This is a genomic window from Brucella oryzae, from assembly GCF_041929965.1.
GTDB lineage: Bacteria > Pseudomonadota > Alphaproteobacteria > Rhizobiales > Rhizobiaceae > Brucella > Brucella oryzae.
This window is the reverse complement of the sequence record NZ_JBHEEO010000001.1, coordinates 51,223-77,361: the sequence shown is the minus strand read 5'-3', so window position 1 is coordinate 77,361 and position 26,139 is coordinate 51,223. Positions and strand designations below refer to the sequence as shown.

Genomic DNA, 26,139 nt, shown 5'->3' with positions numbered 1-26,139 from the left:
GTTTTACCCACCGCGCTGTTCGTAGCCTTCGAGGTTTTCTGCATCCATTTTCATGCGCAAGTGCTGCTTGAGCATCGTGATCTTGTCGGTGTCCCATCCGGTTACGCCAGTTACTTCCAGCCAAGCATCGACATAGTGCTCTGGAGCATAGACATGCCCGTGTCCGATCGGCGTTGTCGTCCCAAAGGCCATATCGAGCGCGAGCTGGAGCATGGTAACTACTGGATACCACCGCAATTCTGGTGAAACATCCGGGCCACGCGGTGCCTGCATCCAGTCAGGTTGACGGTAGAAAGACAGGCTATCGAAGAAGGTTACCGGATCGCTGGCATATTGTAGGTAAACGACGCGCAATGGGCCCCAACGTGTTCCGTTTCCCGGCGCTTCGCCGTTCTGATTCATGAACCGTGCAAAGGAGCCGTCCCGGAATACTGGAAGCCATTCGGGCGTTCCCGGATTTCTCCTTCTGGTCATGGCCTTCCAGTCACGGCTCGAGAAGGGCGGGCCGCTCCACAGAGCGCCGTTGATCGGATCATCGAGCATTTCGAACAGTTCAGCCGAGACCTCGGAGTTCATTGCACCAAGGCTCAAACCATAGAGATACAGGCGAGGGCGCCGATCATGTGGCAGTTCTTTCCAGTAGTTATAGATGGTTATGAACAACGCCCGGGATGCTTCTGCTCCATATTCAGGTTGAAAGAACAACGATAACGGGCTGGAAAGATAGGAGTATTGCATGGCAACACTGGCCACGTCACCATCATGCAAATACTCTAGTCCGTCTATTGCTGCGGGGTCCACCCATCCCGTGCCGGTCGGCGTTATGACAACCAACACAGACCGCTCGAAACCGTTCTGCCGTTTTAGTTCCAGAAGCGCGAGTTCAGCCCGTTGCTCAGGCGTGTCGGCGACTTGCAAGCCTGCATAGACGCGTATCGGATCGACGGCCTTTTTGTCAGTCAATGTCGAGATATCAGCGGCGGCAGGACCAGAGGACACGAATTCACGTCCGGCCCGTCCAAGTTGGTTCCAATGCAGAAGTGAAGCGGCGCTACCGGTCTTGTTTGGCGCCGTCGGTTGCGGACGATCTGGCTCGATCAGCGCATCATATTCGCGAAATGAACGATCCAGAACCTTGAAGGTGGACTGAATGAGCAGGCCATTGGCGATTGTCCAGATAAGTATGATCGTGATTGCGACACCCAGTACATTTGCTACCCGACGCGGCATGACCAGTTGCACTTTGGCTGATACGAATCTCCCCAACCAAATTAGAAGCCGAATCAGGACCAACAGAACAAGAAATGTCAAAACCGCCAAAGCGGAAACGCTCATTGGGTAGGCGCTTGGGACTGGCTCCATGCTCATGACAGCCCGAACTGAGTTCTGCCAGCCAGCGGCCAAATAAAGCGCAGCAATAGCCACCGCAAGACAGACGACACCGACACCCAGATTGACTCTGCTGCGTAATCGATTTCGAGGTTCGGGCAGCTCAAGATAGTGCCACAACCAGCGCCACAATACGCCAATACCGTAACCGGCCCCGAATGCGATACCTCCCAGAATTCCCTGCATGACATAGGTTCGTGGAATCAGGCTCGGGGTAAGCGCTGCGGAAAAAAACAGCGTGCCGAGTGCTATGCCTACGCCTGATAAGGAGCGCCGGAAATGGGAAAACGCTTTGGTGGCAAGAAACATGAAGCACCACACGCCGATTAGAATACTTGAATGAATCTAGCCGTAGTATGGGTAGGCAGCAAGGCCCGGCATGGAGAAGTAAAAGCTGGATAATCTCGTTTCGGCATTTCGCGATTCAGAATCGCCTTTCCGTTGAGGAGTAGTCAGCGCTTGAACGAGCGTTGAAAGCGTCAGTTCAGCAACACTGCGCGACGACGTATGTCCCAGCCCTGTGATTTTTTTGAGTTTATGTTGGAGAAACCTGATTTTATGGTGTTGACCAATCCGCAAGCCGCCCTTATGTTCCGCCGCACTTCCGGGGGCGATTTGCTCCTTCTGGGAGCGCGTAGCTCAGCCGGTAGAGCAACTGACTTTTAATCAGTAGGTCCAGGGTTCGAATCCCTGCGCGCTCACCACTTCCTCTTCCACTCAGTTCACTCCACCTTTGTCGCAGTGACTTTGCACTGCAAGAATGTCATGAACTATCATGATCTTGCGGAAAAGAATTATTGGCGATCGGTCGGATACAGCCCTTTGGGTCGTATCACTGACGCTTGTTATTCTTTTACAGGGATTAATAACGGCATATGCGCAGGCTTCCATGGCTGCATGGAGTGCCGGTCCTTCATCTGTGATCTGTTCGGTTCACGCGCCGCCAACCGATGCAGACGCTCCCCTTAAAGAGCTCGCCCGGCATTGCTGCTCGACTCTGTGTCAGGCGGCGTGTGCGATCGGAACCGGACTGACGCAACAGCTGGTTGCGGCATCTTTCGATTCGATTGTTACGAAAGACACTGTCGCTTTTCCTTTGGCTGTTCGTGCGCCTCCCGGTCAGCTTGTTATAGCTGCGCAAGCCAGAGGCCCGCCTAGTTTGCACGATCTTTGAAAAACGAAGCCGCCGCTTCGCGACGGCAATTTTTTATCGTTTGGAGATATCGATGCAAAACCATCGTTTTATCGTGGTGGTCGTGGCTGACTACGCACGCAATTTCATAGATCACGCGCCGCGCTTCCCTCTCTTTTCAAGGAGGGCTCCATGACGGATACTCTTCTTGAGAGGAAAGCTGGCACACAAATACAGCAGAATGCCGCGAGCACCGGCTTTCACGCTTTCGTCACTCGACTTCATTTCTATGTCGGTCTGTTTGTCGGACCTTTTATTATGATCGCAGCCGTGACCGGCACACTTTATGTTCTCACGCCGCAGCTTGAAAACTACATCTACCGTGACCAGCTGCGGACCGCGTCACTTGGAACGTTACAGCCACTGGCAGAGCAGGTGAAAGCGGCAGAAACATTTATAGGTGAGGGCCCAAAACTTTTTGCCGTGAGACCTTCAATCGGTCCAGGCTGGAACACACGGGTTATGTTCAACCAGCCGGGATTGGGAGAATCTGAAAGCCGGGCAATTTTCATTGATCCCGTCACACTGTCAGTGAAAGGTGATCTCGTTGCCTATGGCACAAGTGGAACATTGCCGCTTCGCGCAGCGATTGACTATCTGCACCGCAATCTCATGCTCGGGGATTTTGGGCGTTATTACAGCGAACTCGCTGCATCCTGGCTTTGGGTAGCGACGCTTGGCGGTGTACTGCTTTGGTGGTGGAAACGGGACATCCGGCGCAAACAGCAGCAAACAAAAAATCTCCACCTGAAGACCCGCCATTTTCACGGTCAGATTGGCATCTGGATTGCTGTTGGTCTTTTATTCCTCTCAGCGACCGGCATGACGTGGTCGCAACTGGCCGGAGGAAGGATTGACCAATTCAGAGCGGCGGTCGGCTGGATTACGCCATCCGTCTCTACTGTTTTGAACAGGGCAGCGGAAACAGATCAACAGGATGCGCATCACGACCACAGTGGCATGCCGATGCCGTCCTTAGTCGATACAGCGAAGGACTATGTTGGGCAGCTGGATGGTGTTTATCTGGCTGCACGGCAGGCCGGACTCGATTCACCCATGATCGAGATTCGACTGCCTCGTTCATCGGATCAAGGCTGGCTGGTGCGTGAGTACGACCGGTCCTGGCCCACGCAAGTAGATACGGTTGCTCTAGATCCAAGCGATATGGGTGTGATCAGTCGTGCGGATTTTGAAAGCTTCCCCATCATCGCAAAATTGATCCGCTGGGGCATTGATCTTCATATGGGCGTCCTGTTCGGGGGCGCCAATCAGATATTGATGGCTGCACTTGGCCTGTCGCTGATTGTGATGATTGTTTACGGCTATCGCATCTGGTGGCAGCGGCGCCCACCGGCGGGGTCGGTGCCGAGGACATTGATCGTGAGCTGGAAACGCCTCTCTGTTGTGCAGCAAGTCGGGGTTGTAATCGCTTCCCTTGCTATCGGCTGGGCTTTGCCGCTGATTGGAATCAGTCTGATTGCATTCCTGTTGATTGATTTCGTTCGCTGGCAGCTTGGCGATCAAAAATCTGCTGTCGGCTGAAACATCAAACTGGCGCCGGCAATGCGGGCGCCAGTTTCGACAGAACTGTCAACTTGCTGGTCGCGGCGGCAATCCAGCCCGGGCGCGCATCTTTTCCAGAAGGCTCGCAGCAATAGGCTCATAATTTTCATCAAAATGATGGCCGCCAGCTAATTTCATGACTTCTATGCCCCTCAATTCGGTAGCTGTACAGGCGGTATCGTCCTCTTCCTCACCGTAGACACAAACCACACGGTCGAGCGGGATTGTCGAGATGGCCGGAACGACATCCTTGTCGCCATCCATTCCGAGCCAGCCTTCGATGGACACCTGAAACGTCGTCGTTGTTTCGACACCGAGAAGACCGATCATTTTTGTTCGGTCCTGTATGGCAGGGTCCAGATATTTCCACGCGAACGGGAACGTATCGGCACCGAATGAATAGCCCAGAACGGCAACGGGCAACTTGTTTGTCGGGTCTGCTTTTTTAATCATGGCGGTGGTGTCGGCGGCGATTTCTTCCGGTGTCCGTTCCGACCAGAAATAGCGAAGCGAATCCACCCCGATCACATGGACGCCATGAGCCTGCAACCATTCGCCAATGGACTTGTCGAGATCGCGCCAGCCGCCGTCGCCGGAATAGAAAACGGCAACCATGTCGGCTTTTCCTCCCTTGGCAGGCAGGTCGACAATGGGCAGGGCCTCGTTCTTGGCATCCTGGTCTGCCATGGCGACGACATTGTCGACGGCCATTTTGAGCCGGGCGGGAAATTCCGGTGCCGATTGAAGCACCGCGATATTTTCCTGGCGGGCTGTAATCGGATTGTTGACCGGTGAACCGGCAGGGCCGATCACAAGGGCAGGGGCCGGAAGTGCCGCATTGAAGCCATAGGTGAAGCCGCCATCCGGAGTCCTGATTGCATTGGCTTTTTCCGTGCACGAAGGCAGACGGGTTTTCGCCGGAACCGGATCAAGGGATACGGCACCTGCAATCGTTGCATCGGGAGAATCGGAGGCGGCGGCATAAGCGATGGTTGCGCCCTGGCCAATTCCTGTCAGGACAGGATGGAAATAAACGCCGAGATCGAGCCCGCGCAGCGCTTCCTTGGCGATAGCTTCGAAATCGGAGTCCAGATAATTGCATTCGCCGTCTTCCTTATCGAGAGCGGCGCGCCAAGGGCCAAGCTCGACGGGAAGGACAATCATGTTACGAGCGAGCATGGCATCCATGAAGCTCTTTTCCCGGTCGCCAATGCCGCCTTCGTCACTCAGCAAAATCGCGAGGCCGACAGGATCATTCTTCGGCATGTAAACAGGGATATTGGACAGTCTTTCCGCGCTGGCATGGATAACCGGCTCATCGGAATTGGTGATTCTTGTCCAAAGCCGAGCAATTTTGCCTGTATGCATTGCGCCATACACGCCTGCCGCGACCACCAGCGTCAGCCCAAGAATAATAAAGAGAACACGTCTTTTGGTCATTTGCGAATGAACTCCAGAGGGCTGCCATTGATGAGGGTTGTGGCATCGAGAAGGGCGCGGGGTGTCTCAAGGCCGCCTGGACAAACCATGTAATGCGGGGTCCAGACAGGGTCGAATTTTTCCTTGAAAGCTTTCAGACCATCGAAATGATAGAGGTCCGCGCCGCGGCGATAGATGAAGGCGCCAAAACGGTTCCAGCGGGACGCCAACCTGCTGCCGCTCAGGCCGGAAAGCGGAGCCGCACCGAGGTTGAACCACTTATAGCCTTCTTCCTTGCTGGCCATCAGCAGCTTGGCGAAGAGCGCGTCCATCAGGAGCTTGTGCACATTGGGCATATAGCGCATGAGGTCGACAGTGATTTCATATTTGTCCGCGCCGCGCCACATATTGGCGAAAGCCACGATTTCTCCGTCCTGTTTCAACACCGCGACGTCGAAACGTTTCATATATTCGTCATCGAAATAGCCCAGCGAAAATCCCTTTTCGCTGCCGGACTTGAAATCGAGCCAGGCGTCGGAAATCTCGCGCAGCCGGGGAATGAGCGGCAATACGTCGGATGCCGGAATGATTTCGAATGTCAGGCCATCCTTGTCGATCTTGCGGTCGGCATAGCGGAATGGCTGGCGGCGCGGGCCGTCAAGCGAAAAATTGGTAAGGTCAACGCGAGCGACTTCGCCGAGCTTCAGCGCGACCAATCCCATATCCAGAAACAGCGGCAGACTTTGCGGGCCAACACCGTAGAATACGGTTCGCAAGGCAAGCTTGTCGGCCAGTCCATGAAATGACCATGCAAGCTCCTTGCCGGTTTGTTCGTTGCCAATGGGATCCCCAAGCGCGATCAGGCTGCCGCCGGATTGCGCATACATGATGAAGGCGCTGTTATCGGGAGCGAGAAGAAATTGTTTGTCGCCGAGCAGTGCCAGAGCGGCATCCGTGTGCGGCCATCGAGCGACCAGTTCAGGCACGGCATCGGGTATCGAATAATCCACCTTCCGTTTGCGATGACCGTTTCGGTTGATAATCGAATAAAGACCCACTGCCGCGACAACGGCGAAGACAAGAACAGTCGCTCGCAGGAACCGGGGCGCATTGCCGTTCCAAGCGAAATCCCACCATAGATCGTTGGAATATTCCACATGACGGTAGACGAAAAAGCCAAGCCAAGTGGAAACAAGAACGGTTGTACCAACCGTCGCGATCCAGTTCCAGCTCAAGTCGAATGGCCCGGAAATCGGGCGACGGTAGAACGAATCCCGGAACCCCCAGAGCGTGAAGGCGAAAATGCAGAGAATGGTCGCTTCTTCCCAGTCGAGACCTTTCGCCAGAGAAAAAGTCGCACCGCTGAGGAGAAGGATTTGTGCGGCCACCCAAGCACGCGCCAGTCGTTTTGATAGCCCGCGTGCAACGATGAGCAGCGCGACGCCGACCAGGCTGGCGGCGAGATGCGACATCTCCATGAAAAACTCAGGAACAATGTCTGAAAGTACTTCAACGCGATAGCGAAGATCAGGCGTAGCTCCGGAAATGAGAAGAATGATGCCGCCGAGAAAGATAATGCTGGCGGAGAGACCCGGAATGAGAGGCTCGACCAGACGTTTGGCGAAGCGCGCCTGCTTGCTGAGCTTATGGCGGCGCCGCATGATCTCCCATATGAGAATGCCCGCCGTCGCCATAACAAGCGGCATGACCGTATAGACAAGCCGATAAGCGAGAAGCCCAGCAATGGCATCCGGTTTTCCGCCAAGGCCGAGCCCCGCAATGATCGTTGCCTCAAAAGTGCCGAGACCACCTGGAGCATGGCTGGCAATTCCGAGCACGATGGCGATCACATAAACCAGTGCGAAAATCGCAAAGCTTGGTACAGCATCGGCAGGCATGAGGACATAGAGCGTAGCGGCTGCAGCACCTACATCCACTAGTCCTGCGAAAATCTGGGTTAGCGCTCCTTTGGAATTTGGCAGACGTAGGTTGAACGACCCTATCGTGAAACTGCGCTGCCCATGCGATAGCCAGTAGATAACCCAGCCTATACTGCCCAGAATAGCGATACCCGCGACAATATCGATGCGGGAATCGATGGCGGAAAGCCAGGGCACATCTTGTGGATCGATGAGAAGCGCCACACCGACCATTATAATCAGTGCGAACCAGATCGCGAACCATGATGTTCCGACGATCTTGCCTATATCGGCGAGACTGACACCTTCGGCAGCATAGATGCGATAACGCAGAGCACCTCCGGTCAGCAGGGAAAACCCAAGCGCGTTGGAGATAGCGTAACCGGCTGCACCCGCAACGGCAGCAATGCGGCGTGGTATCTGGTTGGGTGCGATCGTATCAACTGCCACCACGTCGTAGAGCGCGACGGCTGCATAGCTCAGCGCCGTGAAGAATACAGCCAGAGCGAACGTCGTCCATGAGATATTGTGGAACGCTGCGAGCGTTTCCGTGCGAGACGTATGCTGGAGCAGATTTTCCAGCACATAGATCGCAAGCAACGCAATGGCGATGCCTGCCATTGCAAATAGAAAATGTTGATATCGCTTGAACCAGCTGAAATGTCTTGTCGACGTCGCAGTTGGCTTTGAAGGCGCTTCATTATCAATAAGGCTCATAGGAACGTCGTCCGGTTGGAGCAATATACTAAAAATCGCGCAATGATCTCGATTTAAGGCGAACTTGTGTTCGAGCGAGATGCCGCATTGAAAATATTCAAAGTAGAGCAGAAGTTGGTCTATATAAGACTGCGGTTGGGCTAGGCCGCAAGTGATTTGATAAATTGAAAGAGGTATTGGTGTTCGATATTTCATATATGACCGCCGCAGGAGCCGGTGCACTGTCGTTTCTGTCGCCCTGCGTTCTGCCGCTTGTGCCGCCTTATCTGTGCTACATGGCTGGCGTGAGCGTCGAGGATTTCCGCGCAGAGAAGGCGACAGCCGTTGCAGCAGCGCCTTCGGCGCGCCGTTCGCTGGCGTTTGCGGCAATTTGTTTTGTTCTTGGTTTCACGACGGTTTTTGTGGCACTCGGTGCCGGAGCGTCGTCCATCGGCGCTTTCCTGCGCGCATGGCAGCAAGAGATAGCAATTGTTGCGGGTATCGTCATCATTTTGATGGGACTGAATTTCCTTGGTATTCTGCGTCTGTCGTTCCTGTCTCGCGAAGCGCGGTTTCAGGCACGCAACGCTCCCGCATCGCCGCTTGGAGCTTATGTCATGGGGCTGGCATTCGCCTTTGGGTGGACGCCTTGTATCGGGCCGGTTCTCGGGCCGATCCTGACACTTGCCGGTGGTAGCAGTACAGTCGGTGAAGGTGCGTTATTGCTTGCGACCTACTCGCTTGGCCTCGGTATTCCATTTTTGATTGCCGCCCTTTTTTCCGGCGCATTCATGCGGTTTCTTTCGCGTTTCCGGGTGCATCTCGGCAAGGTGGAGAAAGCGATGGGCGCGCTTCTTGTTGCGGCAGGCGTCTTGTTCCTGACCGGAGGCATGCAATCATTCTCGTACTGGATGCTTGAAACCTTTCCTGCACTCGGGCAAATCGAAGGTCTTTTCCTGAAGACTGGCGTGTAAGTTTTCATAGACGCTTTGATGTTATGAGCGAAGATCATCTCAATTTTCTGGACGACACAATGACAGATCGTACCTGCCTTTCCATCGTGCTAGCTGCTGGCGAAGGCACACGCATGAAATCCAGCCTGCCCAAGGTGCTGCATCAGGTGGCAGGCTTGCCGCTGGTCTCTCACGTGGTCAAGGCAGTTCAGGGCACCGGCAAGAGCGATGTTGCGCTGGTCGTAGGACGCGGCGCCGAGGATGTGCGTGCAGCGGTGGAAAAGAATGCAGGCCCTGTGTCGGCTTTCGAGCAAAAGGAACGCCTCGGTACGGCCCACGCCGTTCTGGCAGCGCGCGAAGCAATCGAACATGACTATGACGATCTGCTCATTGTTTTCGGTGACACGCCGCTGATCGAAGCACAATCTCTGCAAAAGGCCCGTGAACGACTGTCCGCAGGCGCTGATGTTGTCGTTATCGGTTTCCGTCCAGATAATCCTCACGGTTATGGTCGTCTGATCGAGGTGGACGACAAACTTGTTGCCATCGTTGAGGAAAAAGAAGTAACGGAAGCGCAAAAGCAGATCGGTTTCTGCAATGGCGGGCTGATGGCCGTTCGCGGTCAACACGCTCTGGCGCTTCTGGATGCGGTGGGTAATAACAACGCCAAGGGTGAATATTACCTGACCGATATCGTCGCTATCGCCCATAGCAAAGGCATGAACGTAACGGCCATCGAAGTGCCGGTGGATAATGTCATCGGCATCAACAATCGTGTCGAACTGGCCGAAGCAGAAGCCATCTGGCAGCAGCGCAAGCGCCGCGAAATGATGCTTGCAGGCGTGACTCTTATCGCTCCGGAAACAGTATTCTTTTCGCACGACACGCTGATCGAGGCTGATGTTATTATTGAACCGAATGTCTTCTTCGGTCCAAATGTGCGTGTATCGACAGGAGCCTTGATCCATTCCTTCTCACATTTGGAAGGTGCCGATGTCGGTCCGAGGGCAGAGATAGGACCGTTTGCGCGCTTGCGTCCCGGCGCAAATCTCGGTGAGAAGACCAAGGTTGGCAATTTTTGCGAGGTGAAGAACGCCATCGTACACAAAGGCGCAAAAATCAATCATCTGACCTATATCGGCGATGCAACAGTCGGCGCATCCAGCAATATCGGTGCTGGCACGATCACCTGCAATTACGATGGCTACAACAAGTATAAGACGGTGATCGGCGAAAACGCATTCATCGGCTCGAACAGTTCGCTGGTTGCGCCGGTGGAAATTGGCGACAACGCCTATATCGCATCGGGCAGCACGATTACCGACAATGTTCCTGCCGATGCGCTGGCCTTCGGTCGTGCCCGCCAGGAAACGAAAGAAGGGCGGGGGAAAATCCTGCGAGAGAAGTACGCTGCCATCAAAGCGGCTAAAACCTTTACCAAATGAATCGTCGAATTGTTTAAGCGAGCGGCAATCCCTTGGGTTGCCGTTCTGCATTAGAATCTTTAAACCGCGATGCAACACGCCTGAACGTCGGATTTGGAGCAGCCTATGTGTGGAATTATCGGCATTATCGGAAATAACGAAGTTGCTCCGCTTCTTGTGGATGCACTGAAGCGGCTCGAATATCGCGGCTACGATTCTGCCGGTATCGCCACACTGCAGAACGGTAAGCTCGATCGCCGCCGCGCGGAAGGCAAGCTGGTCAATCTGGAAAAGCGTCTGGCCGGAGAGCCACTTCCCGGCGTCATCGGTATCGGGCATACCCGTTGGGCCACGCACGGTAAGCCTGTAGAACGCAATGCGCATCCGCACATTACCGAGCGTCTCGCGGTCGTTCATAACGGCATCATCGAGAATTTCGCCGAGCTTCGCACCATGCTTGAGGCGGAAGGCTACGATTTCCGGACGGAAACCGATACCGAAGCTGTTGCCCATCTGGTGACGCGCGAACTGGCAAAGGGCAAGTCTCCAGTTGAAGCCGTGCGCGACAGCCTGCCGATGCTGCATGGTGCCTTCGCACTCGCTTTCCTGTTCGAAGGAGACGAAGAACTCTTGATCGGTGCACGTCAGGGGCCGCCGCTTGCCGTCGGTTATGGCGAAGGAGAAATGTTCCTTGGTTCCGACGCCATCGCACTTTCGCCTTTCACGGATACCATTGCCTATCTCGAAGACGGCGATTGGGCCGTTCTGACGCGCAAGGGTGTGACCGTTTACGATGAAAACAACAGCGAAGTTGAGCGCCCAATCCAGAAGACGCAGACGGCAAATATGCTCGTCTCCAAGGGTAATCATCGTCACTTTATGCAGAAGGAGATGTTTGAGCAACCGGAAGTGATTTCCCACACGCTTGCCAACTATCTCGACTTCACGACGGGTAAGGTGCGCCAGGAAGCGATTGGTATCGATTTCAGCAAGATCGACCGCCTGACGATTTCTGCTTGCGGCACGGCTTACTATGCGGCATCCGTCGGCAAGTACTGGTTCGAACAGATAGCGCGCCTGCCGGTCGATAGTGATATCGCTTCCGAATTCCGCTATCGCGAAATGCCGCTCTCGAAGGATTCGCTGGCGATGTTCGTGTCGCAGTCAGGCGAAACAGCTGATACGCTGGCTTCGCTGCGCTACTGCAAGTCGCAAGGATTGAAGATCGCTGCAGTCGTGAATGTCACCGGCTCGACCATTGCGCGTGAATCGGACGCCGTTTTCCCGACGCTTGCAGGCCCTGAAATCGGCGTTGCTTCCACCAAAGCCTTTACCTGCCAGCTCTCTGCGATGGCCTCACTTGCAATCGCGGCGGCGAAATCACGTGGTGCAATCGATGACACGCGTGAGCAGGAGCTGGTACGCCAGCTTTCGGAAGCACCACGTTTTATCAATCAGGTTCTGAAGCTGGAAGATCAGATCGCTGCGATGTGCCATGAACTGGCCAAGGTCAATCATGTGCTTTATCTCGGTCGCGGCACGTCCTTCCCGCTGGCGATGGAAGGCGCACTGAAGCTGAAGGAAATTTCCTATATTCACGCCGAAGGCTATGCTGCCGGTGAATTGAAGCACGGTCCGATTGCGCTGATCGATGAAACCATGCCGGTTATTGTCATTGCACCGTCGGATCGCCTTTACGAAAAGACTGTTTCCAACATGCAGGAAGTTGCCGCCCGCGGCGGTCGCATTATCCTGATCACCGACAAAAAGGGCGCCGAGGCAGCCAGCATCGACACGATGGCTACCATCATTCTGCCGGATGTGCCTGAATTTATCACGCCGCTCGTCTATGCGCTGCCGATCCAGATGCTGGCCTATCACACCGCCGTTCTGATGGGCACGGATGTCGACCAGCCCCGCAATCTCGCAAAGTCGGTAACTGTTGAATAAAATCAGCTTATTGTAGCGCTTACTTTATAGAGTGATTGAAGTGGCCGCGTCAGCGGCCATTTTGCTATCCTGCTCTCAGAAGCCTGATCGCTTCGTCGCGCCCGAAAAGATAAAGCAGGACGCGCAATGCCTGTCCGCGCTCGGATTCCAGATCTGGGTCGCTTGTCAAAATATAGCGCGCATCCTTGCGGGCGATTTCCAGAAGATCGCCATGCGCTTCAATGGATGCCAGACGGAACCCCGGAGTGCCGGATTGGCGCGTGCCGAGCAATTCACCTTCGCCGCGCAGTTTCAAATCTTCTTCGGCGATGCGAAAACCGTCTTCCGTCTCGCGCATGACCTTTAGCCGGGCTTGTGCAATTTCACCCAGAGGCCCCTTGTAAAGCAGCAGGCAGGTCGAGGGCCGGTCGCCGCGTCCCACGCGGCCGCGCAGCTGATGCAATTGCGACAGACCGAACCGTTCAGCATGTTCAATAACAATGATCGTGGCATCGGGGACATCCACGCCGACTTCGATCACGGTCGTCGCGACCAGAACTCGCGTTTCGCCCTGTTTGAATGCTCGCATGGCCTCGTCTTTCTCAACACCGTTCATGCGGCCATGGATAAGGCCGATGCGCTCACCGAAGACGGGCTTGAGGCTTTCGAAACGTTCTTCCGCCGAAGTCAGTTCAACGACTTCGGATTCCTCCACGAGCGGGCAAATCCAGTAGATTTTTTGTCCTTCTCCAACGGCTTTTCGGATGCGCTCGACAAGTTCGCCCATGCGTTCCATTGGCACAATGGCAGTCGTGATGGGCTGGCGTCCGGCAGGCTTCTCGGTCAGTTTCGACACGTCCATATCGCCGAAGGCGGTAAGGACGAGGGTCCGCGGGATAGGCGTAGCCGTCATGACCAGCATATCAGGTGCGGAACCCTTGGCAGTCAGCATCAGACGCTGATGCACGCCGAAGCGGTGTTGTTCATCGATGATGACCAGAACGAGGTCGTGATATTCGACCTTTTCCTGAAACAGCGCGTGCGTGCCGATGACGATGTCGATGTCACCGCTTTTCAATCCTTCAAGTACGGCGTTCCGGTCACGACCCTTTTCGCGGCCAGTCAGGAGCGCTGCCTTTAGTCCTGCCTTTTTGGCAAGCGGTGCAATCGTCGCAAAATGCTGGCGTGCGAGCACCTCGGTCGGAGCCATAAGAGCGGATTGACCGCCGGATTCGGCAGCGTGCGCCATGGAAAGCAAGCCCACCACCGTCTTGCCGGAGCCGACATCGCCTTGCAAAAGCCGCAACATGCGCTCCGGCGATTTGAGGTCTGTGATGATTTCGCGAACGGCCTGATCCTGCCCCTTGGTCAAGCGATAAGGCAGGTGCCGCATGATTTCGGCGACGATGCGTCCTGTGCCTTCCAGAGGGCGACCGGAAAGTCGCCGCGTCTTGGCGCGGACAAGGGCGAGCGCCAGTTGCCCGGCCAAAAATTCGTCATAGGCAAGCCTGCGTCTTGAAATACTTTCAAGCGTGATGTCGGAAGGGTCTTCCGGCAGGTGAAGCGTGGTGAGCGATTGCTGGAAACTGGTGAAGCGTTCGCGTGCCAGCAAGGGTGGGGCGATCCATTCCGGCAGCAGAGGCACGCGGCTCAAAGCTTCCTTGACGGCGCGTGCCAGTGTCTTGGGCGACAGGCCCGCAGTCAGCGGATAGACAGGTTCGACCATCGGCAGATTGGCCGCATCTTCGAGGCTTGCGATATAGTCTGGGTGGACCATGGAGGCCCGACCGTTGAACCATTCCACCTTGCCTGACACGATGACCGTTTCGCCTTCAGGGAGCATTTTCTGCAACCACGGCAATTGTGCATGGAAGAAGGTCAGCGCGATTTCGCCGGTGTCGTCATGGGCAAAGACGCGATGTGGAACATTACTTCTGCCGGGCGGTGCGGGTTGATGCTGGTCGACGGTGACTTCCAGCGTGACGATGGTACCTTCCTGTGCAAGCGCAATGCCTGGGCGGTTGCGTCGGTCAATCACACTATTCGGCGGCAAGAAAAGAAGCTGGCCGACTTTCGGTTCGGCACCGGGTACATCGGTACCTAGAAGTTTTCCAAGCAGGCCGGCAACCTTCGGGCCAATGCCGGAAAGCGAACGAACGGAAGCAAAAAATGGATCAAGCATCGATGGGCGCATAGGGCTGAGCATTAACTGCTTCGTCTCACGGTGCAAGGGCGGTGCGCAATCTTTCTGTGCTCTTTTTGTTCTTGTTGGATAAACGGGTTCCCGTTTGCGGCGCAGATGCTATATACCAGCAGCAATTTGAATGATTGGAGCTTACCGAGGATGACTGGCAGCACACTGGCGACGGAAAATCTGGATGTACGGCGCCGCAAGCTTCTGTTTCGCGCTTGGCATCGCGGTATGCGCGAGATGGATCTGATCCTTGGGCAGTATGCGGACGAGTATATTGTCGGCTTCAACGATCCGCAGCTTGATGAGTTTGAGCATATTCTTGAAGTGCTTGACCGCGATCTTCTCAAATGGGTGACGGGTGAAAGCCCGATCCCGGCAGACTACGATACACCTCTGTTCCGCGATATTGTCGCCTTCCGCGACCGCATAGAATTCTGAGTACAAGATTCCCATGCCCGTTTTCAGCAAACTAGGTCTCAAGTCCTCCAGCGCGCTCGGGGCAAATCGTCATGTCGTGATCGATGGCGTTGCCGACGGTTACGAGGCGTTCTGCCTTATCCGTCTGGCGGAAGAGATCGGCGAACGCGGGCCGATCATGTATATCGTGCGCGACGGGCAGCGCATTGCCGATCTGGAGCAGGTCTTGAGTTTTGTGGCACCGGATATGCCGGTTCTGCATCTGCCGGCCTGGGACTGCTTGCCTTATGACCGCGTATCGCCCGGTGCCGATGCATCGGCGCGCAGGCTCGCTGCTCTCAGTGCGCTGTCCCAGCTTAAAAAGACGCCGCATCCGGCGATTATTCTCACGACCGCCAATGCCGTTCTGCAAAAGCTGCCGCCGCAAGCGGCGATTGCCGAACAGGTAATTTCCGCGCGTCCCGGCAATCAACTCGACATGAACGATCTGGCCTCCAGGCTGGAGCGTAATGGTTTCGAGCGCGTTTCCACCGTCCGTGACATCGGTGAATTTGCGGTTCGTGGCGGCATTCTCGATCTTTATGCGCCGGGTGCGGAAGAACCGCTGCGGCTTGATTTCTTCGGCGATACGCTGGAATCGATCCGTGCTTTTGATCCCGCTTCGCAGCGCACCACGGGCACGCGCAAGGAATTCGTGCTCCAGCCGATGAGCGAAATCACGCTCTCGCCGGACATGATCAGCCGTTTCCGCAAAAATTACGTCGCGATGTTCGGGGCGCCCCAGCGCGAAGACGCGCTTTATCAGGCCATCAGCGAAGGCCGCCGCTTTGCAGGCATGGAACACTGGCTGCCGCTGTTCTATGATAAGCTCGATACCGTATTCGATCATGCAGGCAATATGCCGGTGGTGTTCGACCATCTGGTCCATGAGGCGCTGACCGAACGCCACACCATGGTCGTGGATCATTACGAAGCGCGGCTGAGGCAGGCGGAAGGCAAGGAGCCGGGCAGCGATGCCGTGCCGTACAAACCGGTCAAGCCGGAAACGCTTTATCTCACACCGTCAGAGGTCGAGAAGCACGCGGAAGCCGGGGGCATGCGCATTGACCTGACGCCGTTCGGTGCGCCGGAAGTTACAGGGCGGACGATTGTTCATGCCGATGTGCATAAGGGGCGCAGCTTTGCCGAGGAGCGCGCCGCCACCGACGTGAACCTGTTCGAGGCGGTGGTGAAGCATATTGCCGAACTGCGTGCAGCGGGCAAGAAAGTGCTGGTTGCTGCCTGGACTGAAGGTTCTCTCGACCGTCTTTTGCAGGTGCTTGATGAACATGGGCTGGAAAAGATCGAGTCAGTTGACCGGCTTTCTACCGTCAAGGCGCTATCGCGCGACAAGGTAACGGCGGCTGTGCTGGCCGTCGAGAGCGGCTTCGATGCTGGCGATCTCGTCATTGTGGCCGAGCAGGATATTCTGGGTGATCGTCTTATCCGCCGTTCCAAGCGTCGCAAGCGCGATCAGGATTTCATCTCTGAAGTCGCCTCGCTAAACGCTGGCGATATTGTCGTCCATGTCGATCACGGTATCGGCCGCTTCATTGGTCTCAAGACCATTACCGCCGCTGGCGCTCCGCATGACTGTCTAGAAATCCATTATGCGGGTGATGACCGGCTGTTTCTGCCGGTCGAAAATATCGAGCTGCTCTCGCGTTATGGTTCGGAAAGCTCCGATGCGGTTCTCGACAAGCTTGGCGGCGGCGCATGGCAGATGCGCAAGGCCAAGCTCAAGAAACGCCTGCTTGAGATTGCCGGGCATTTGATCCAGATCGCCGCCGAACGGCAGATGCGCGGTGCGCCGGTGATGACGCCGCCGGACGGACTTTATGCCGAATTCTCCGCTCGCTTTCCCTATGATGAAACCGATGACCAACTAACTGCTATCGAGTCCGTGGCGGATGATCTGGCTGCTGGTAAGCCGATGGATCGCCTGATCTGTGGCGATGTCGGCTTTGGCAAAACGGAAGTAGCGCTGCGCGCCGCCTTCATTGCTGCGATGAGCGGTGTTCAGGTGGCGGTCGTCGTGCCGACGACGCTTCTGTCACGCCAGCATTTCAAGACCTTCTCGAAGCGCTTCCATGGCCTGCCGATCAATGTTGCTCATGCCTCGCGTCTTGTCGGCACGAAGGAACTTGCCGCGACCAAGAAGGGGCTGGAAGAGGGAACGGTCGATATTGTCGTCGGCACGCATGCGCTTTTGGGTAGTTCCATCAAGTTCAAGAACCTTGGCCTTCTCATCATCGATGAGGAGCAACATTTCGGCGTCAAGCACAAGGAGCGGCTGAAGGAACTGAAATCCGACGTCCATGTGCTGACCCTTTCGGCAACGCCGATCCCGCGCACCTTGCAACTTGCGCTGACCGGCGTGCGAGAACTCTCGCTTATCACCACACCGCCCGTCGATCGTATGGCAGTGCGCACCTTCGTTTCGCCGTTCGATCCGCTCGTCATTCGCGAAACGCTTTTGCGCGAACGCTATCGCGGTGGCCAGAGTTTCTACGTCTGCCCGCGCATTTCGGACCTCACGGATATCGAAGAGTTCCTGAAAACGCATGTGCCCGAACTGAAAGTGGCCGTGGCCCACGGACAGATGGCGCCGGGCGTGCTGGATGACATCATGAATGCCTTCTATGACGGCCAGTATGACGTGCTTCTGTCTACGACCATTGTGGAATCCGGCCTCGATATTCCGACGGCCAATACGATGATCGTGCATCGCGCCGATATGTTCGGCCTGGCACAGCTCTACCAGCTGCGCGGTCGTGTCGGTCGATCCAAGCAACGCGCCTTTGCACTATTCACACTCCCGGCGGGTAAGATGTTGACGCAAATGGCGGAACGTCGCCTCAAGGTTCTGCAGTCGCTCGACACGTTGGGCGCAGGCTTTCAGCTTGCCAGTCACGATATGGATATTCGCGGGGCAGGCAATCTGCTCGGTGAGGAGCAATCGGGCCATATCAAGGAAGTGGGCTTTGAGCTTTATCAGCAAATGCTCGAAGAAGCGGTTGCTACGCTCAAGGGTACGGGCGAAGTGGAAGACAGCCAGTGGTCACCGCAGATTGCGATCGGCACCGCCGTGATGATCCCCGAAGCCTATGTGCCCGATCTGCAACTGCGTCTTGGCCTTTATCGGCGGCTTGCCGACCTGGAGGAGCCGCAGGATATCGACGCCTTCGGTGCGGAGCTCATTGACCGTTTTGGTCCGATGCCTGACGAAGTGCAGCATTTGCTCAAGATTGTTTACATCAAGGCGCTCTGCCGTCGCGCCAATGTTGAGAAGCTCGACGCCGGTCCGAAGGGTGTGGTCATCCAGTTCCGCAATGGGACATTCGCAAATCCGGTCGGGCTGGTGAAAATGATCGGCGAACAGGGCTCCATGGCCAAAATCAGGCCGGATCAGAGCATCGTCTTCATCCGCGACTGGCCGACACCGGAAAAGCGTCTTAACGGTTCCGCTGTTATCATGACGCAACTCGCCAAGATTGCGGCGGGTTAATTACCGGTCCTCGGCAATTCCCGGCTCGAAGCCTTCCGCTGTCTGGCGGATGGCATCGGCAAGAACATCTGCCGTCTGTGCGCCCATGACGGCATATTTTTGATCGATGATGAAACAAGGCACGCCGCGCACGCCAATGCGGCTGGCAGTGTCGATTTCTTCACGAATCGTTGCCTTGTCGGCCTCGCTTTGCAGGAGGCGGGCAACAACTGCGGCATCCATGCCGACACTTGCCGCCGCATCCACCAGCACTTCATGATCGCTGATATCCTGTCCCTGCTCGAAATAGAGCGAGAACAACATGCCAACCATCCGGTCCTGCGTATCAGGAGCAGCCTGTGCAGCCCAGTGGATGACGCGATGTGCATCGAGCGTGTTGGGTGCCCGTGCAATCGCGTCGAAATCGAAAACGATACCGTTCTCGTCACCGAGCTGGGTCAGTTGCTTGTGGATGTCATCGATTTTCCCACCACTGCCGAATTTCTCCCGCATATAGGTTTGGCGATCCTTACCCCGCGGCGGCAGGGTAGGATCAAGTTGGAAGGGACGCCAGCGCACTTCCGCCTCCACATCCGGGATCATGGCGAGGGCGGCTTCAAGGCGCTTGCGCCCCAAAAAGCACCATGGGCAGACGACGTCCGAGACGACATCGATCGTTATCTTTCTGGCGGCCATGGCAATCTCTCCGTGCAGGAACCGGAGGCATCGCCTCCGGTTGAATACTCATCATATATCGGGTGCATGTAGGGCGCGTTACACTGACGTTAAAGCCCGGTCACGGTTCTGCGCGCCACCATGTCGGCAGTTGATAGCCGTAGAGCGAGGTTTTCTGCGGATGCTCTATGCGATCCCAGCGCGCCACCCACTGATAGGGCAGGTGGTAAAGCGGAACGTAGTAATCCCCGGAGATAAGCACACGATCAAGCGCGCGGACCGCACTCACGAAATCGGCGCGGCTTCGGGCTGCCAGCAGTGCTTCAATCATCGCATCTACTGCCGGGTCGGCAACGCCCGGATAGTTGAAACTTCCCTGAACGTCACGCGAGGCTGCGCCCCACCGCATCCATTGTTCGTTGCCGGGTGACAGCGACCCGGTCAGTGCGCCCAGAATCATGTCGTAATCAAATGTCTGAAGGCGTTGTTGATATTGTGCATCGTCTGCCGTGCGTATCTCTGCCGTGATCCCCAGTCGTGCCAGATTGCGCTTATAGGCCAGCGCGACCTTCTCCTCATCGGGTGATCGCGTCATGATCTCGAAAGTCAGAGGCTTACCCGAAGGGTCCATGGCGAGGCCATGTTCAAAATGGAAACCGGCTTCCATCAGGAGATCATAAGCTTTCTTTGCTGGCGTACGGTCGTGGCCGCTGCCGTCTGTTACGGGCGCATGCCATGTACCGTTCATGACATCTGCGCGAACAGCATCCGGGAAAGGCTTGAGCAATTGCTTTTCGCGGTCATCGGCCGGCTTCCCGACAGAAGAAAGTTCCGAGCCTTCCCAGAAGCTCTGTGTGCGGCGGTACTGATCGGCGAAAAGGTTGCGATTTGCCCATTCGAAGTCGAACAATAGCCCAAGAGCCTGCCGGACACGGCGGTCAGCGAAAATCGGACGGCGTGTGTTGAACACGAAGCCCAGCATGTTGGCTGGTGTGCCCTTTTTGAAGCTGTCCTTGATGACCCGGCCCTGTTTTACAGCCGGGAAATCGTAGAGCTTTTCCCATCGGGTCGGGTTTGCCTCGATGAAGATATCCAGTAGGCCCTTCTTGAAAGACTCGAACAGGGACGTCTCGTTTCGATAATATTCAATCGTCAATGTATCGAAATTGTCGAGGCCGCGCTGCGATGGGAGATTCTTGCCCCAATAGTCAGGGTTACGCTTGTAGATGATACGCTGCCCCGGTTGCACACCGGAAACGAGATAGGGACCGCTGCCGACTGGCGGCTTCAGGGATGAATTGCCGAAGGTCTCCGGATCGATAGCGTGTTTCGGCAGCACGGGCATCGATGAAGCGATCAGCATCGGAAATTCGCGGTCCGACTTGTCGTTGAAAGTGAAACGAACGGAGCGCTCGCCTGTTTTCTCGATCTTTTCGATGCGACTCATCCGGTTGTTAAAAGGAGGACGTCCTTTTTCCGTCAGAATATCATAGGTAAAGAGTACGTCGTCTACCGTTACGGGCTGGCCGTCCGACCATTTCGCGTTCGGATTCAAAGTGAATTCGATCCATTTGCGGTCCGGATCGATGGCAACTTTTTCCGCAAGCAGGCCATAGAGCGTAAAAGGCTCGTCCCGCGAGCGCTGCATGAGCGTCTGGTAGACCATATTGCCGAGATCGATATCGCCGAACAGGCCGCGTGCGGTCGTACGCATGCTTTTGAGCACAAATGGGTTGAGGCTGTCGAAAGTACCGACAACGCCCATCGTGAAGGCACCGCCCTTCGGGGCATTAGCGTTTGCGTAAGGAAAATGGGTGAAATCAGCCGGAAGCGCCACATCTCCGTGCATGGAGAGCGCATAGTCGGGCTGTGCTTCGGCCATCGCCTGCACCGGCATCGCGCCGACGACAGCTCCGGCAAGGCTCGCAAGAACCACCTTGCGGAGGAAGGCAATCAATCCGTTCAACTTCAATCGTCCATTGTAAATAAGTTTGATGGTCGCCGCCGGAAAGCGGCGATTCGGAACCGAAAACTAGCATGATCGTACATTATGTGCGGAATTAGGGCGTGTCCGCCACGCGACAGTAGAGACTAAAATCGAGATTTTGGCAGATTCCGAGCCGGGAATGTCGAAACTCATCTGGATTCATACCCCTAGTCGTTGTAACACGGCTCCGGATTAGGGCCTGCGAGGGTCCAGATGGGGATGAAAATCCCCGAGGTCACGCTGTTGCCGCATTTTCAAACCAGTGACGGTCTATCGCTGACTTAAATACAGAACGGGAACTATAGATCAGAGTGTTGAAAGGAACCTGTTGATCATGTCCAGCACGAAGACAATCGCTGCCGCATCTGCCATTGCTGGCGCGTTCGCCCTGCTTGCTTCCGCGACGATGCCAGCATCCGCACAGCAGCCGCCGCAGGGCTGGTTCAAGGTCTGCTCGAAGCAGGAAGACAATGATATCTGCAACACGCAGAACATCGTCACCGCGGATTCCGGCCAGCTTCTGACCGCCGTCAACCTCATTGAGATCAAGGGCAAGATCAACCGCAAGATCTTTCAGGTGACGGTTCCTATCGGTCGTCTGATTCCCGCCGGTGTCGGTCTCCAGATCGACAACAATAAACCGGTCAAGCTCGAATACGGCATCTGCTTCCCAGATCGCTGCATCGCTGAAGCTCCGTTGACCGACGATCTCACCAATGCGCTCAAGAAGGGTGGCAAGCTGACCCTGACCTCAGTCAATTATCAGAACAAGCCGAACCCGATTCCGGTTGCACTCACCGGCTTCTCCAATGCTCTGACCGGTCCGGCTCTCAAGCAGTCGGAACTGGAAGAACGCCAGAAGGAACTTCAGGACGCGGTCCAGAAGCGCCAGAAGGACTTTGAAGCCAAGATGAAGGCTGAGCAGGATAAGGCAAAGGGCGCAGCCAACTGAGTTGTTGTACAGTTTGTTATGAGAAAGAGGCGCTTCGAGCGCCTCTTTCATTTTAAGCGTAACTTTAAGAGAAAGCTCTATCTTAGTTAGAATGCTGTGATTTTACGCGATAGGAGCCATTGTCCAGTCGGTCGAATATTTCTGCTATCTGAGGGTGACGCAGAGGCTCGCCACTTAAATCCGGCACAAGGTTCTGTTCGGACACATAGGCGACATATTCGGAATCCGCATTTTCAGCGAGTAGGTGGTAAAAAGGCTGGTCACGATGTGGACGCGCTTCCTCTGGAATGGACTCGTACCATTCTTCCGTATTCGCAAATTCTGGGTCCACGTCGAAGATGACCCCGCGGAACGGGAATAACCGGTGCTTGACGACCTGGCCGATCTGAAATTTCGCGTGCTTTATCTGTGTCATACCCATGCAACACTATGTAGTTCACCGCGTGACAAATTAAAGTCGGCGGGAACCGGCAATCCTATCAGTTTGATGTTTCGGATAATCTGAGAACTATACTAGCTGGAACGTTTTCCGTCGCTTCGGTGTGGGAGGCTCGGCAGTTTCGGCAGCAAATGCGAGAAACCGCTGCCTGGCCGAAGCCCCTCGCGCATGAAGAATGCGCGTAGCGGCGCGAATGAGCGAAGCATTTCCAACCCGACCCCACGCACAATCTGTGCAGGAAGCATGCTGGAGAGAAGCGAACGATTGAGTGCGTCGACCGAGCCGGTGCGGGCCAGAATATCTGGCCGCCGTGCCCGGTCATAGGCACGAATAACCCGATCCGAACCGGGATCGACAGGGTCTCTCTCAATGGCCTTAACCAGCGTTTCGACATCGCGCGAACCAAGATTGAGGCCCTGTGCACCAATTGGAGGAAACACGTGCGCGGCTTCGCCGATCAAGATGGTGCGCTTGGCCGCAAAGATGTGAGGCACGAGGCCGGAAAGAGGCCAGGCCTGCGGCTTGATTTCGAGCGCGATCTTGCCCAGCATGGATTGCATCATCTCTTCGATACGCTGAGCGAGCGTGGCTTCGTCAAGCGCGAGGAGCGCTTTGGCGCGATCGGGATTGACCACCCAGACGAGGCTCGAACGTTTGCCCTTCAAGGGCACCTGTGTGAACGGGCCTTCTTCTGTGTGAAATTCGGTCGAAATGTTTTCATGGTTGAGACCATGAGAGAAGGAAAGGACGATCGCCGTCTGCGGATAGCTCCAGCGGCGTGTGCGGACGCCAGCTGCTTCCCGAGCCATGGAATTGCGCCCATCCGCTGCCACGATCAGCTTTGTGTGCAATGTGTCGCCGCCCGAGAGCGTGACGGTCACATGGTCGCCATTGTGACGATATTCGATGACGGTTGCATTGATGCGCCGGATATTCGGATTGCGTGCAACGGCTTCAGAAAGTTTCTCGTTCAAAACGGCGTTGGGAATGTTGTAGCCGAACGCAGTCTCGTCGATTTCACCGGCGCGAAAGGTCACCACGGGGCTTCTCACGAGACGTCGCGTCGCGTCGATAATGCGCATGGAAGCAAGAGCCGCCGCTTCCGGCTCGATATCCGACCAGACGCCCAGTCCCTCCAGCAATCTGATAGCAGGCATCATGAGCGCTGTCGTGCGACGGTCTCCTTTGTCGGTTTCGGGTCCCAACAACACGGTGCGATAGCCTTTTGCACCGAGCGCCAGTGCGGCCATCATTCCGGCGGGTCCGCTGCCGCTGATGACAATGTCGGTGAGTGGCTTGTTCACAACAAGATCGTTCATCGTGTTTCATCCCTTGTCCGATAGCGCGGACCTCGTGCACCGTCTGATGATTCCAGCCGCACTTAAACCGAATTGCAGTCAAAAGGCCATTCTTCCGTGGGATTATGGCGGATTTGCCTCATGCCTTACTTGCTCTTTTGCGCTTATTCGGGGAAAGCTGCTCAACGAGCATGGCTTTCCCTGGTGGAAAGGCTATTCAACGATCTTGAGGGTTGGGGACGTCAGTTTGTTTGGTGTACGCGTTCCCCATTTGATGAAATATACTCGCTGCCTTGGGGAATGTCTCGGGCGGGATATGCGCGGCGACAAATTGAAATGGCGGACGGCGTGAAAACCAAACTGACCGGAAAACTTAAAGCCAAGAAAGTCACCGCACCGCAAGCCAAGGCGTTTTCGGTTCATCTTCTGACGGCGTCGGGTTCGTTTCTGGCATTCCTTTCCATCGTGGCGGCCAGTGACGGACGCTATACGGCAATGTGGTGGTGGCTCGGATTGGCGCTTTTCGTCGACGGAATCGACGGCCCTATCGCACGCAAGCTCGAGGTCAAATATGTTCTGCCAAACTGGTCCGGCGAGCTTCTCGACAATATCATCGACTATGTCACTTACGTTCTGATACCCGCTTTCGCACTCTATCAAAGCGGATTTATGGGGACGTATCTGTCATTCATATCCGGTGCCATTATCGTGGTTTCGAGCGCGATTTATTATGCCGACACCGGAATGAAGACGAAGGAGAACTTCTTCAAGGGCTTCCCTGTCGTCTGGAATATGGTCGTCTTTACGCTTTTCATCGTCAGGCCGGGCGAATGGGTGGCTTTCGCAACGGTTGTCGTGTCGGCAATCCTGTCGTTCCTGCCGATCAACTTTTTGCATCCGGTGCGCGTCGTGCGCCTGCGACCGCTTAATCTGACGGTTTTCCTGCTCTGGTGTGCCTTTGGCGCGGCTGCGCTCTATTATACTCTTGACGCGCCATTGTGGGTCCGCGTCGGCATATCGGTGACCGGCCTCTACATCTACTTCATCGGCGCTGTTATGCAGTTTTTCCCGGGATTAGGACGGACCGCCACCGTCATCGCGGCTGAAAAAGCCGCTGCCGCAAAGAAGAGTGGAGAAGCATGATGATCAATGCCATTCGCGTCCATCAGACCGGTGGGCCGGAAGTCATGAAATATGAACAGATCGAGATAGGCGAACCCGGCCCAGGCGAGGCGAAGGTGCGCCACGAAGCTGTCGGCCTCAACTTCATCGACGTCTATTTCCGTACCGGACTTTACAAGGCAGCCCAGATGCCTTTCACGCCCGGCAACGAAGGCGCAGGCACGGTCATCGCAGTGGGACCGGGCGTTGACGATGTTCACGTCGGGGATCGCGTGGCATATGTTGCTACGCCGGGTTCCTATGCAGACGAGCGCATTCTGCCAACCGATAGGCTGGTCAAGGTTCCGGATAATGTCGATCTGAAAACCGCCGCATCCATGATGCTGAAAGGTATGACGGCGCAATATCTTCTGCGTCGTACATTCAAGGTGGAACCGGGACAGACGATCCTGTTTCACGCTGCCGCCGGCGGCGTGGGGCTGATTGCCGGGCAATGGGCGAAACATCTGGGCGCCACTGTCATCGGCACGGCAGGATCGGAAGAAAAGATCTCATTGGCCAGAAAGCATGGCTACGACCATGTCATCAACTACCGTACCGAGAACTTTGCCGAAAAGGTGAAGGAACTGACCGACGGAGCGGGGGTTGACGTCGTCTATGATTCCGTTGGACGCGATACCTATATGGGTTCGCTCGACGTGCTGAAGCCGCTTGGCATGTTTGCCTGTTTTGGTCAGTCTTCGGGCGTCATTCCGCCATTCGACCTCGGCATTCTGGCGCAGAAGGGCTCGCTCTTCGCGACACGTCCAACGCTATTCAATTACATCGCCAAGCGGGCGGACCTCGAAAAGACGGCTGCAGAGCTTTTCGATGTGGTGGGAAGCGGCGCCGTCAAGATCGAGATTAACCAGACCTATGCGCTCAAGGATGCGCGCAAGGCGCATGAGGATCTGGAAGCCCGCAAGACGACGGGAACCACCATTCTGCTGCCATGAGCAACATAGGATTGCAGCGGTGCATATGTCCACGGCTGCTTGCTTTTGGG

The 26,139-nt window shown here is 55.7% G+C and carries 17 protein-coding genes and 1 tRNA gene; 10 read left to right on the top strand and 8 right to left on the bottom strand.

Annotation, left to right across the window (positions count from 1 at the left end; genetic code table 11):
• Positions 1-3: 3 nt before the first annotated feature.
• Positions 4-1,698: an alpha/beta hydrolase gene (locus tag JNC70_RS00355; protein ID WP_104756979.1), complete on the bottom strand. Its 1,695-nt coding sequence runs from the start codon at positions 1,696-1,698 to the stop codon at positions 4-6.
• Between the two features lie 319 nt (positions 1,699-2,017).
• On the opposite strand from JNC70_RS00355, the gene JNC70_RS00350 reads away from it, so the two are divergent.
• Both JNC70_RS00350 and JNC70_RS00345 read left to right on the top strand, forming a co-directional pair.
• Positions 2,018-2,093: transfer RNA gene (locus JNC70_RS00350), tRNA-Lys, on the top strand.
• Positions 2,094-2,713: 620 nt separating this feature from the next.
• Entirely contained in the window at positions 2,714-4,123 is a 1,410-nt protein-coding gene (locus tag JNC70_RS00345; RefSeq protein WP_104756980.1) for a PepSY-associated TM helix domain-containing protein, read from the top strand.
• Positions 4,124-4,171: 48 nt separating this feature from the next.
• On the opposite strand, the gene JNC70_RS00340 is transcribed toward JNC70_RS00345, so the two are convergent.
• Both JNC70_RS00340 and mprF read right to left on the bottom strand, forming a co-directional pair.
• The gene (locus JNC70_RS00340) at positions 4,172-5,584 is read right to left on the bottom strand and encodes a virulence factor family protein (protein ID WP_208623487.1); all 1,413 of its coding nucleotides are present in this window, start codon (positions 5,582-5,584) and stop codon (positions 4,172-4,174) included.
• Positions 5,581-8,199 (bottom strand): bifunctional lysylphosphatidylglycerol flippase/synthetase MprF, encoded by a 2,619-nt coding sequence (gene mprF / locus JNC70_RS00335; RefSeq protein ID WP_208623488.1) that lies wholly within the window; start codon positions 8,197-8,199, stop codon positions 5,581-5,583. The genes JNC70_RS00340 and mprF overlap by 4 nt, the downstream gene beginning before the upstream one ends.
• Positions 8,200-8,378: 179 nt before the next feature.
• On the opposite strand from mprF, the gene JNC70_RS00330 reads away from it, so the two are divergent.
• The 3 genes from JNC70_RS00330 to glmS all read left to right on the top strand — a co-directional run bounded on the left by JNC70_RS00330 (position 8,379) and on the right by glmS (position 12,505).
• On the top strand, positions 8,379-9,152 hold the full coding sequence (locus JNC70_RS00330) for a cytochrome c biogenesis CcdA family protein (protein ID WP_104756990.1): 774 nt from the start codon (positions 8,379-8,381) through the stop codon (positions 9,150-9,152).
• 59 nt (positions 9,153-9,211) lie between these two features.
• Complete coding sequence (gene glmU, locus JNC70_RS00325; protein WP_104756991.1) at positions 9,212-10,576, top strand: bifunctional UDP-N-acetylglucosamine diphosphorylase/glucosamine-1-phosphate N-acetyltransferase GlmU; 1,365 nt, start codon at positions 9,212-9,214, stop codon at positions 10,574-10,576.
• Positions 10,577-10,681: 105 nt separating this feature from the next.
• Positions 10,682-12,505: a glutamine--fructose-6-phosphate transaminase (isomerizing) gene (gene glmS, locus JNC70_RS00320; RefSeq protein ID WP_104757578.1), complete on the top strand. Its 1,824-nt coding sequence runs from the start codon at positions 10,682-10,684 to the stop codon at positions 12,503-12,505.
• Positions 12,506-12,569: 64 nt separating this feature from the next.
• Here the strand turns inward: glmS and recG are convergent, their stop codons facing one another.
• Positions 12,570-14,690: an ATP-dependent DNA helicase RecG gene (gene recG / locus JNC70_RS00315; protein WP_208623485.1), complete on the bottom strand. Its 2,121-nt coding sequence runs from the start codon at positions 14,688-14,690 to the stop codon at positions 12,570-12,572.
• A 138-nt stretch (positions 14,691-14,828) separates the two neighbouring features.
• Between recG and JNC70_RS00310 the strand changes: the two genes are divergently transcribed.
• Both JNC70_RS00310 and mfd read left to right on the top strand, forming a co-directional pair.
• Positions 14,829-15,116 (top strand): FAD assembly factor SdhE, encoded by a 288-nt coding sequence (locus JNC70_RS00310; protein WP_104756868.1) that lies wholly within the window; start codon positions 14,829-14,831, stop codon positions 15,114-15,116.
• A 13-nt stretch (positions 15,117-15,129) separates the two neighbouring features.
• Positions 15,130-18,642, top strand: coding sequence for a transcription-repair coupling factor (mfd, locus tag JNC70_RS00305; protein ID WP_104756867.1), 3,513 nt, complete (start codon positions 15,130-15,132; stop codon positions 18,640-18,642).
• On the opposite strand, the gene JNC70_RS00300 is transcribed toward mfd, so the two are convergent.
• The gene (locus tag JNC70_RS00300) at positions 18,643-19,317 is read right to left on the bottom strand and encodes a DsbA family oxidoreductase (protein ID WP_104756866.1); all 675 of its coding nucleotides are present in this window, start codon (positions 19,315-19,317) and stop codon (positions 18,643-18,645) included.
• A 100-nt stretch (positions 19,318-19,417) separates the two neighbouring features.
• Complete coding sequence (locus tag JNC70_RS00295; RefSeq protein ID WP_104756865.1) at positions 19,418-21,268, bottom strand: extracellular solute-binding protein; 1,851 nt, start codon at positions 21,266-21,268, stop codon at positions 19,418-19,420.
• Positions 21,269-21,617: 349 nt separating this feature from the next.
• Between JNC70_RS00295 and JNC70_RS00290 the strand changes: the two genes are divergently transcribed.
• Positions 21,618-22,235, top strand: coding sequence for an invasion associated locus B family protein (locus JNC70_RS00290; RefSeq protein WP_104756864.1), 618 nt, complete (start codon positions 21,618-21,620; stop codon positions 22,233-22,235).
• An 82-nt stretch (positions 22,236-22,317) separates the two neighbouring features.
• Here the strand turns inward: JNC70_RS00290 and hspQ are convergent, their stop codons facing one another.
• The gene (gene hspQ, locus JNC70_RS00285) at positions 22,318-22,656 is read right to left on the bottom strand and encodes a heat shock protein HspQ (RefSeq protein WP_104756863.1); all 339 of its coding nucleotides are present in this window, start codon (positions 22,654-22,656) and stop codon (positions 22,318-22,320) included.
• Positions 22,657-22,748: 92 nt separating this feature from the next.
• Complete coding sequence (locus JNC70_RS00280; RefSeq protein WP_104756862.1) at positions 22,749-23,993, bottom strand: UbiH/UbiF family hydroxylase; 1,245 nt, start codon at positions 23,991-23,993, stop codon at positions 22,749-22,751.
• A 315-nt stretch (positions 23,994-24,308) separates the two neighbouring features.
• On the opposite strand from JNC70_RS00280, the gene pcsA reads away from it, so the two are divergent.
• Both pcsA and JNC70_RS00270 read left to right on the top strand, forming a co-directional pair.
• Positions 24,309-25,115 (top strand): phosphatidylcholine synthase, encoded by an 807-nt coding sequence (gene pcsA, locus JNC70_RS00275; protein ID WP_061345370.1) that lies wholly within the window; start codon positions 24,309-24,311, stop codon positions 25,113-25,115.
• The gene (locus JNC70_RS00270) at positions 25,115-26,089 is read left to right on the top strand and encodes a quinone oxidoreductase family protein (protein WP_104756861.1); all 975 of its coding nucleotides are present in this window, start codon (positions 25,115-25,117) and stop codon (positions 26,087-26,089) included. Before pcsA ends, JNC70_RS00270 begins: the two co-directional genes overlap by 1 nt.
• Positions 26,090-26,139 lie beyond the last annotated feature (50 nt).

Bases quoted from the DNA above. Each gene is read 5' to 3' on its own strand.
- JNC70_RS00355 (WP_104756979.1), bottom strand. From the start codon at position 1,698: ATGTTTCTTGCCACCAAAGCGTTTTCCCATTTCCGGCGCTCCTTATCA.
- JNC70_RS00345 (WP_104756980.1), top strand. From the start codon at position 2,714: ATGACGGATACTCTTCTTGAGAGGAAAGCTGGCACACAAATACAGCAG.
- JNC70_RS00340 (WP_208623487.1), bottom strand. From the start codon at position 5,584: ATGACCAAAAGACGTGTTCTCTTTATTATTCTTGGGCTGACGCTGGTG.
- mprF (WP_208623488.1), bottom strand. From the start codon at position 8,199: ATGAGCCTTATTGATAATGAAGCGCCTTCAAAGCCAACTGCGACGTCG.
- glmU (WP_104756991.1), top strand. From the start codon at position 9,212: ATGACAGATCGTACCTGCCTTTCCATCGTGCTAGCTGCTGGCGAAGGC.
- glmS (WP_104757578.1), top strand. From the start codon at position 10,682: ATGTGTGGAATTATCGGCATTATCGGAAATAACGAAGTTGCTCCGCTT.
- recG (WP_208623485.1), bottom strand. From the start codon at position 14,690: ATGCTCAGCCCTATGCGCCCATCGATGCTTGATCCATTTTTTGCTTCC.
- JNC70_RS00310 (WP_104756868.1), top strand. From the start codon at position 14,829: ATGACTGGCAGCACACTGGCGACGGAAAATCTGGATGTACGGCGCCGC.
- mfd (WP_104756867.1), top strand. From the start codon at position 15,130: ATGCCCGTTTTCAGCAAACTAGGTCTCAAGTCCTCCAGCGCGCTCGGG.
- JNC70_RS00300 (WP_104756866.1), bottom strand. From the start codon at position 19,317: ATGGCCGCCAGAAAGATAACGATCGATGTCGTCTCGGACGTCGTCTGC.
- JNC70_RS00290 (WP_104756864.1), top strand. From the start codon at position 21,618: ATGTCCAGCACGAAGACAATCGCTGCCGCATCTGCCATTGCTGGCGCG.
- hspQ (WP_104756863.1), bottom strand. From the start codon at position 22,656: ATGGGTATGACACAGATAAAGCACGCGAAATTTCAGATCGGCCAGGTC.
- JNC70_RS00280 (WP_104756862.1), bottom strand. From the start codon at position 23,993: ATGAACGATCTTGTTGTGAACAAGCCACTCACCGACATTGTCATCAGC.
- pcsA (WP_061345370.1), top strand. From the start codon at position 24,309: ATGGCGGACGGCGTGAAAACCAAACTGACCGGAAAACTTAAAGCCAAG.
- JNC70_RS00270 (WP_104756861.1), top strand. From the start codon at position 25,115: ATGATCAATGCCATTCGCGTCCATCAGACCGGTGGGCCGGAAGTCATG.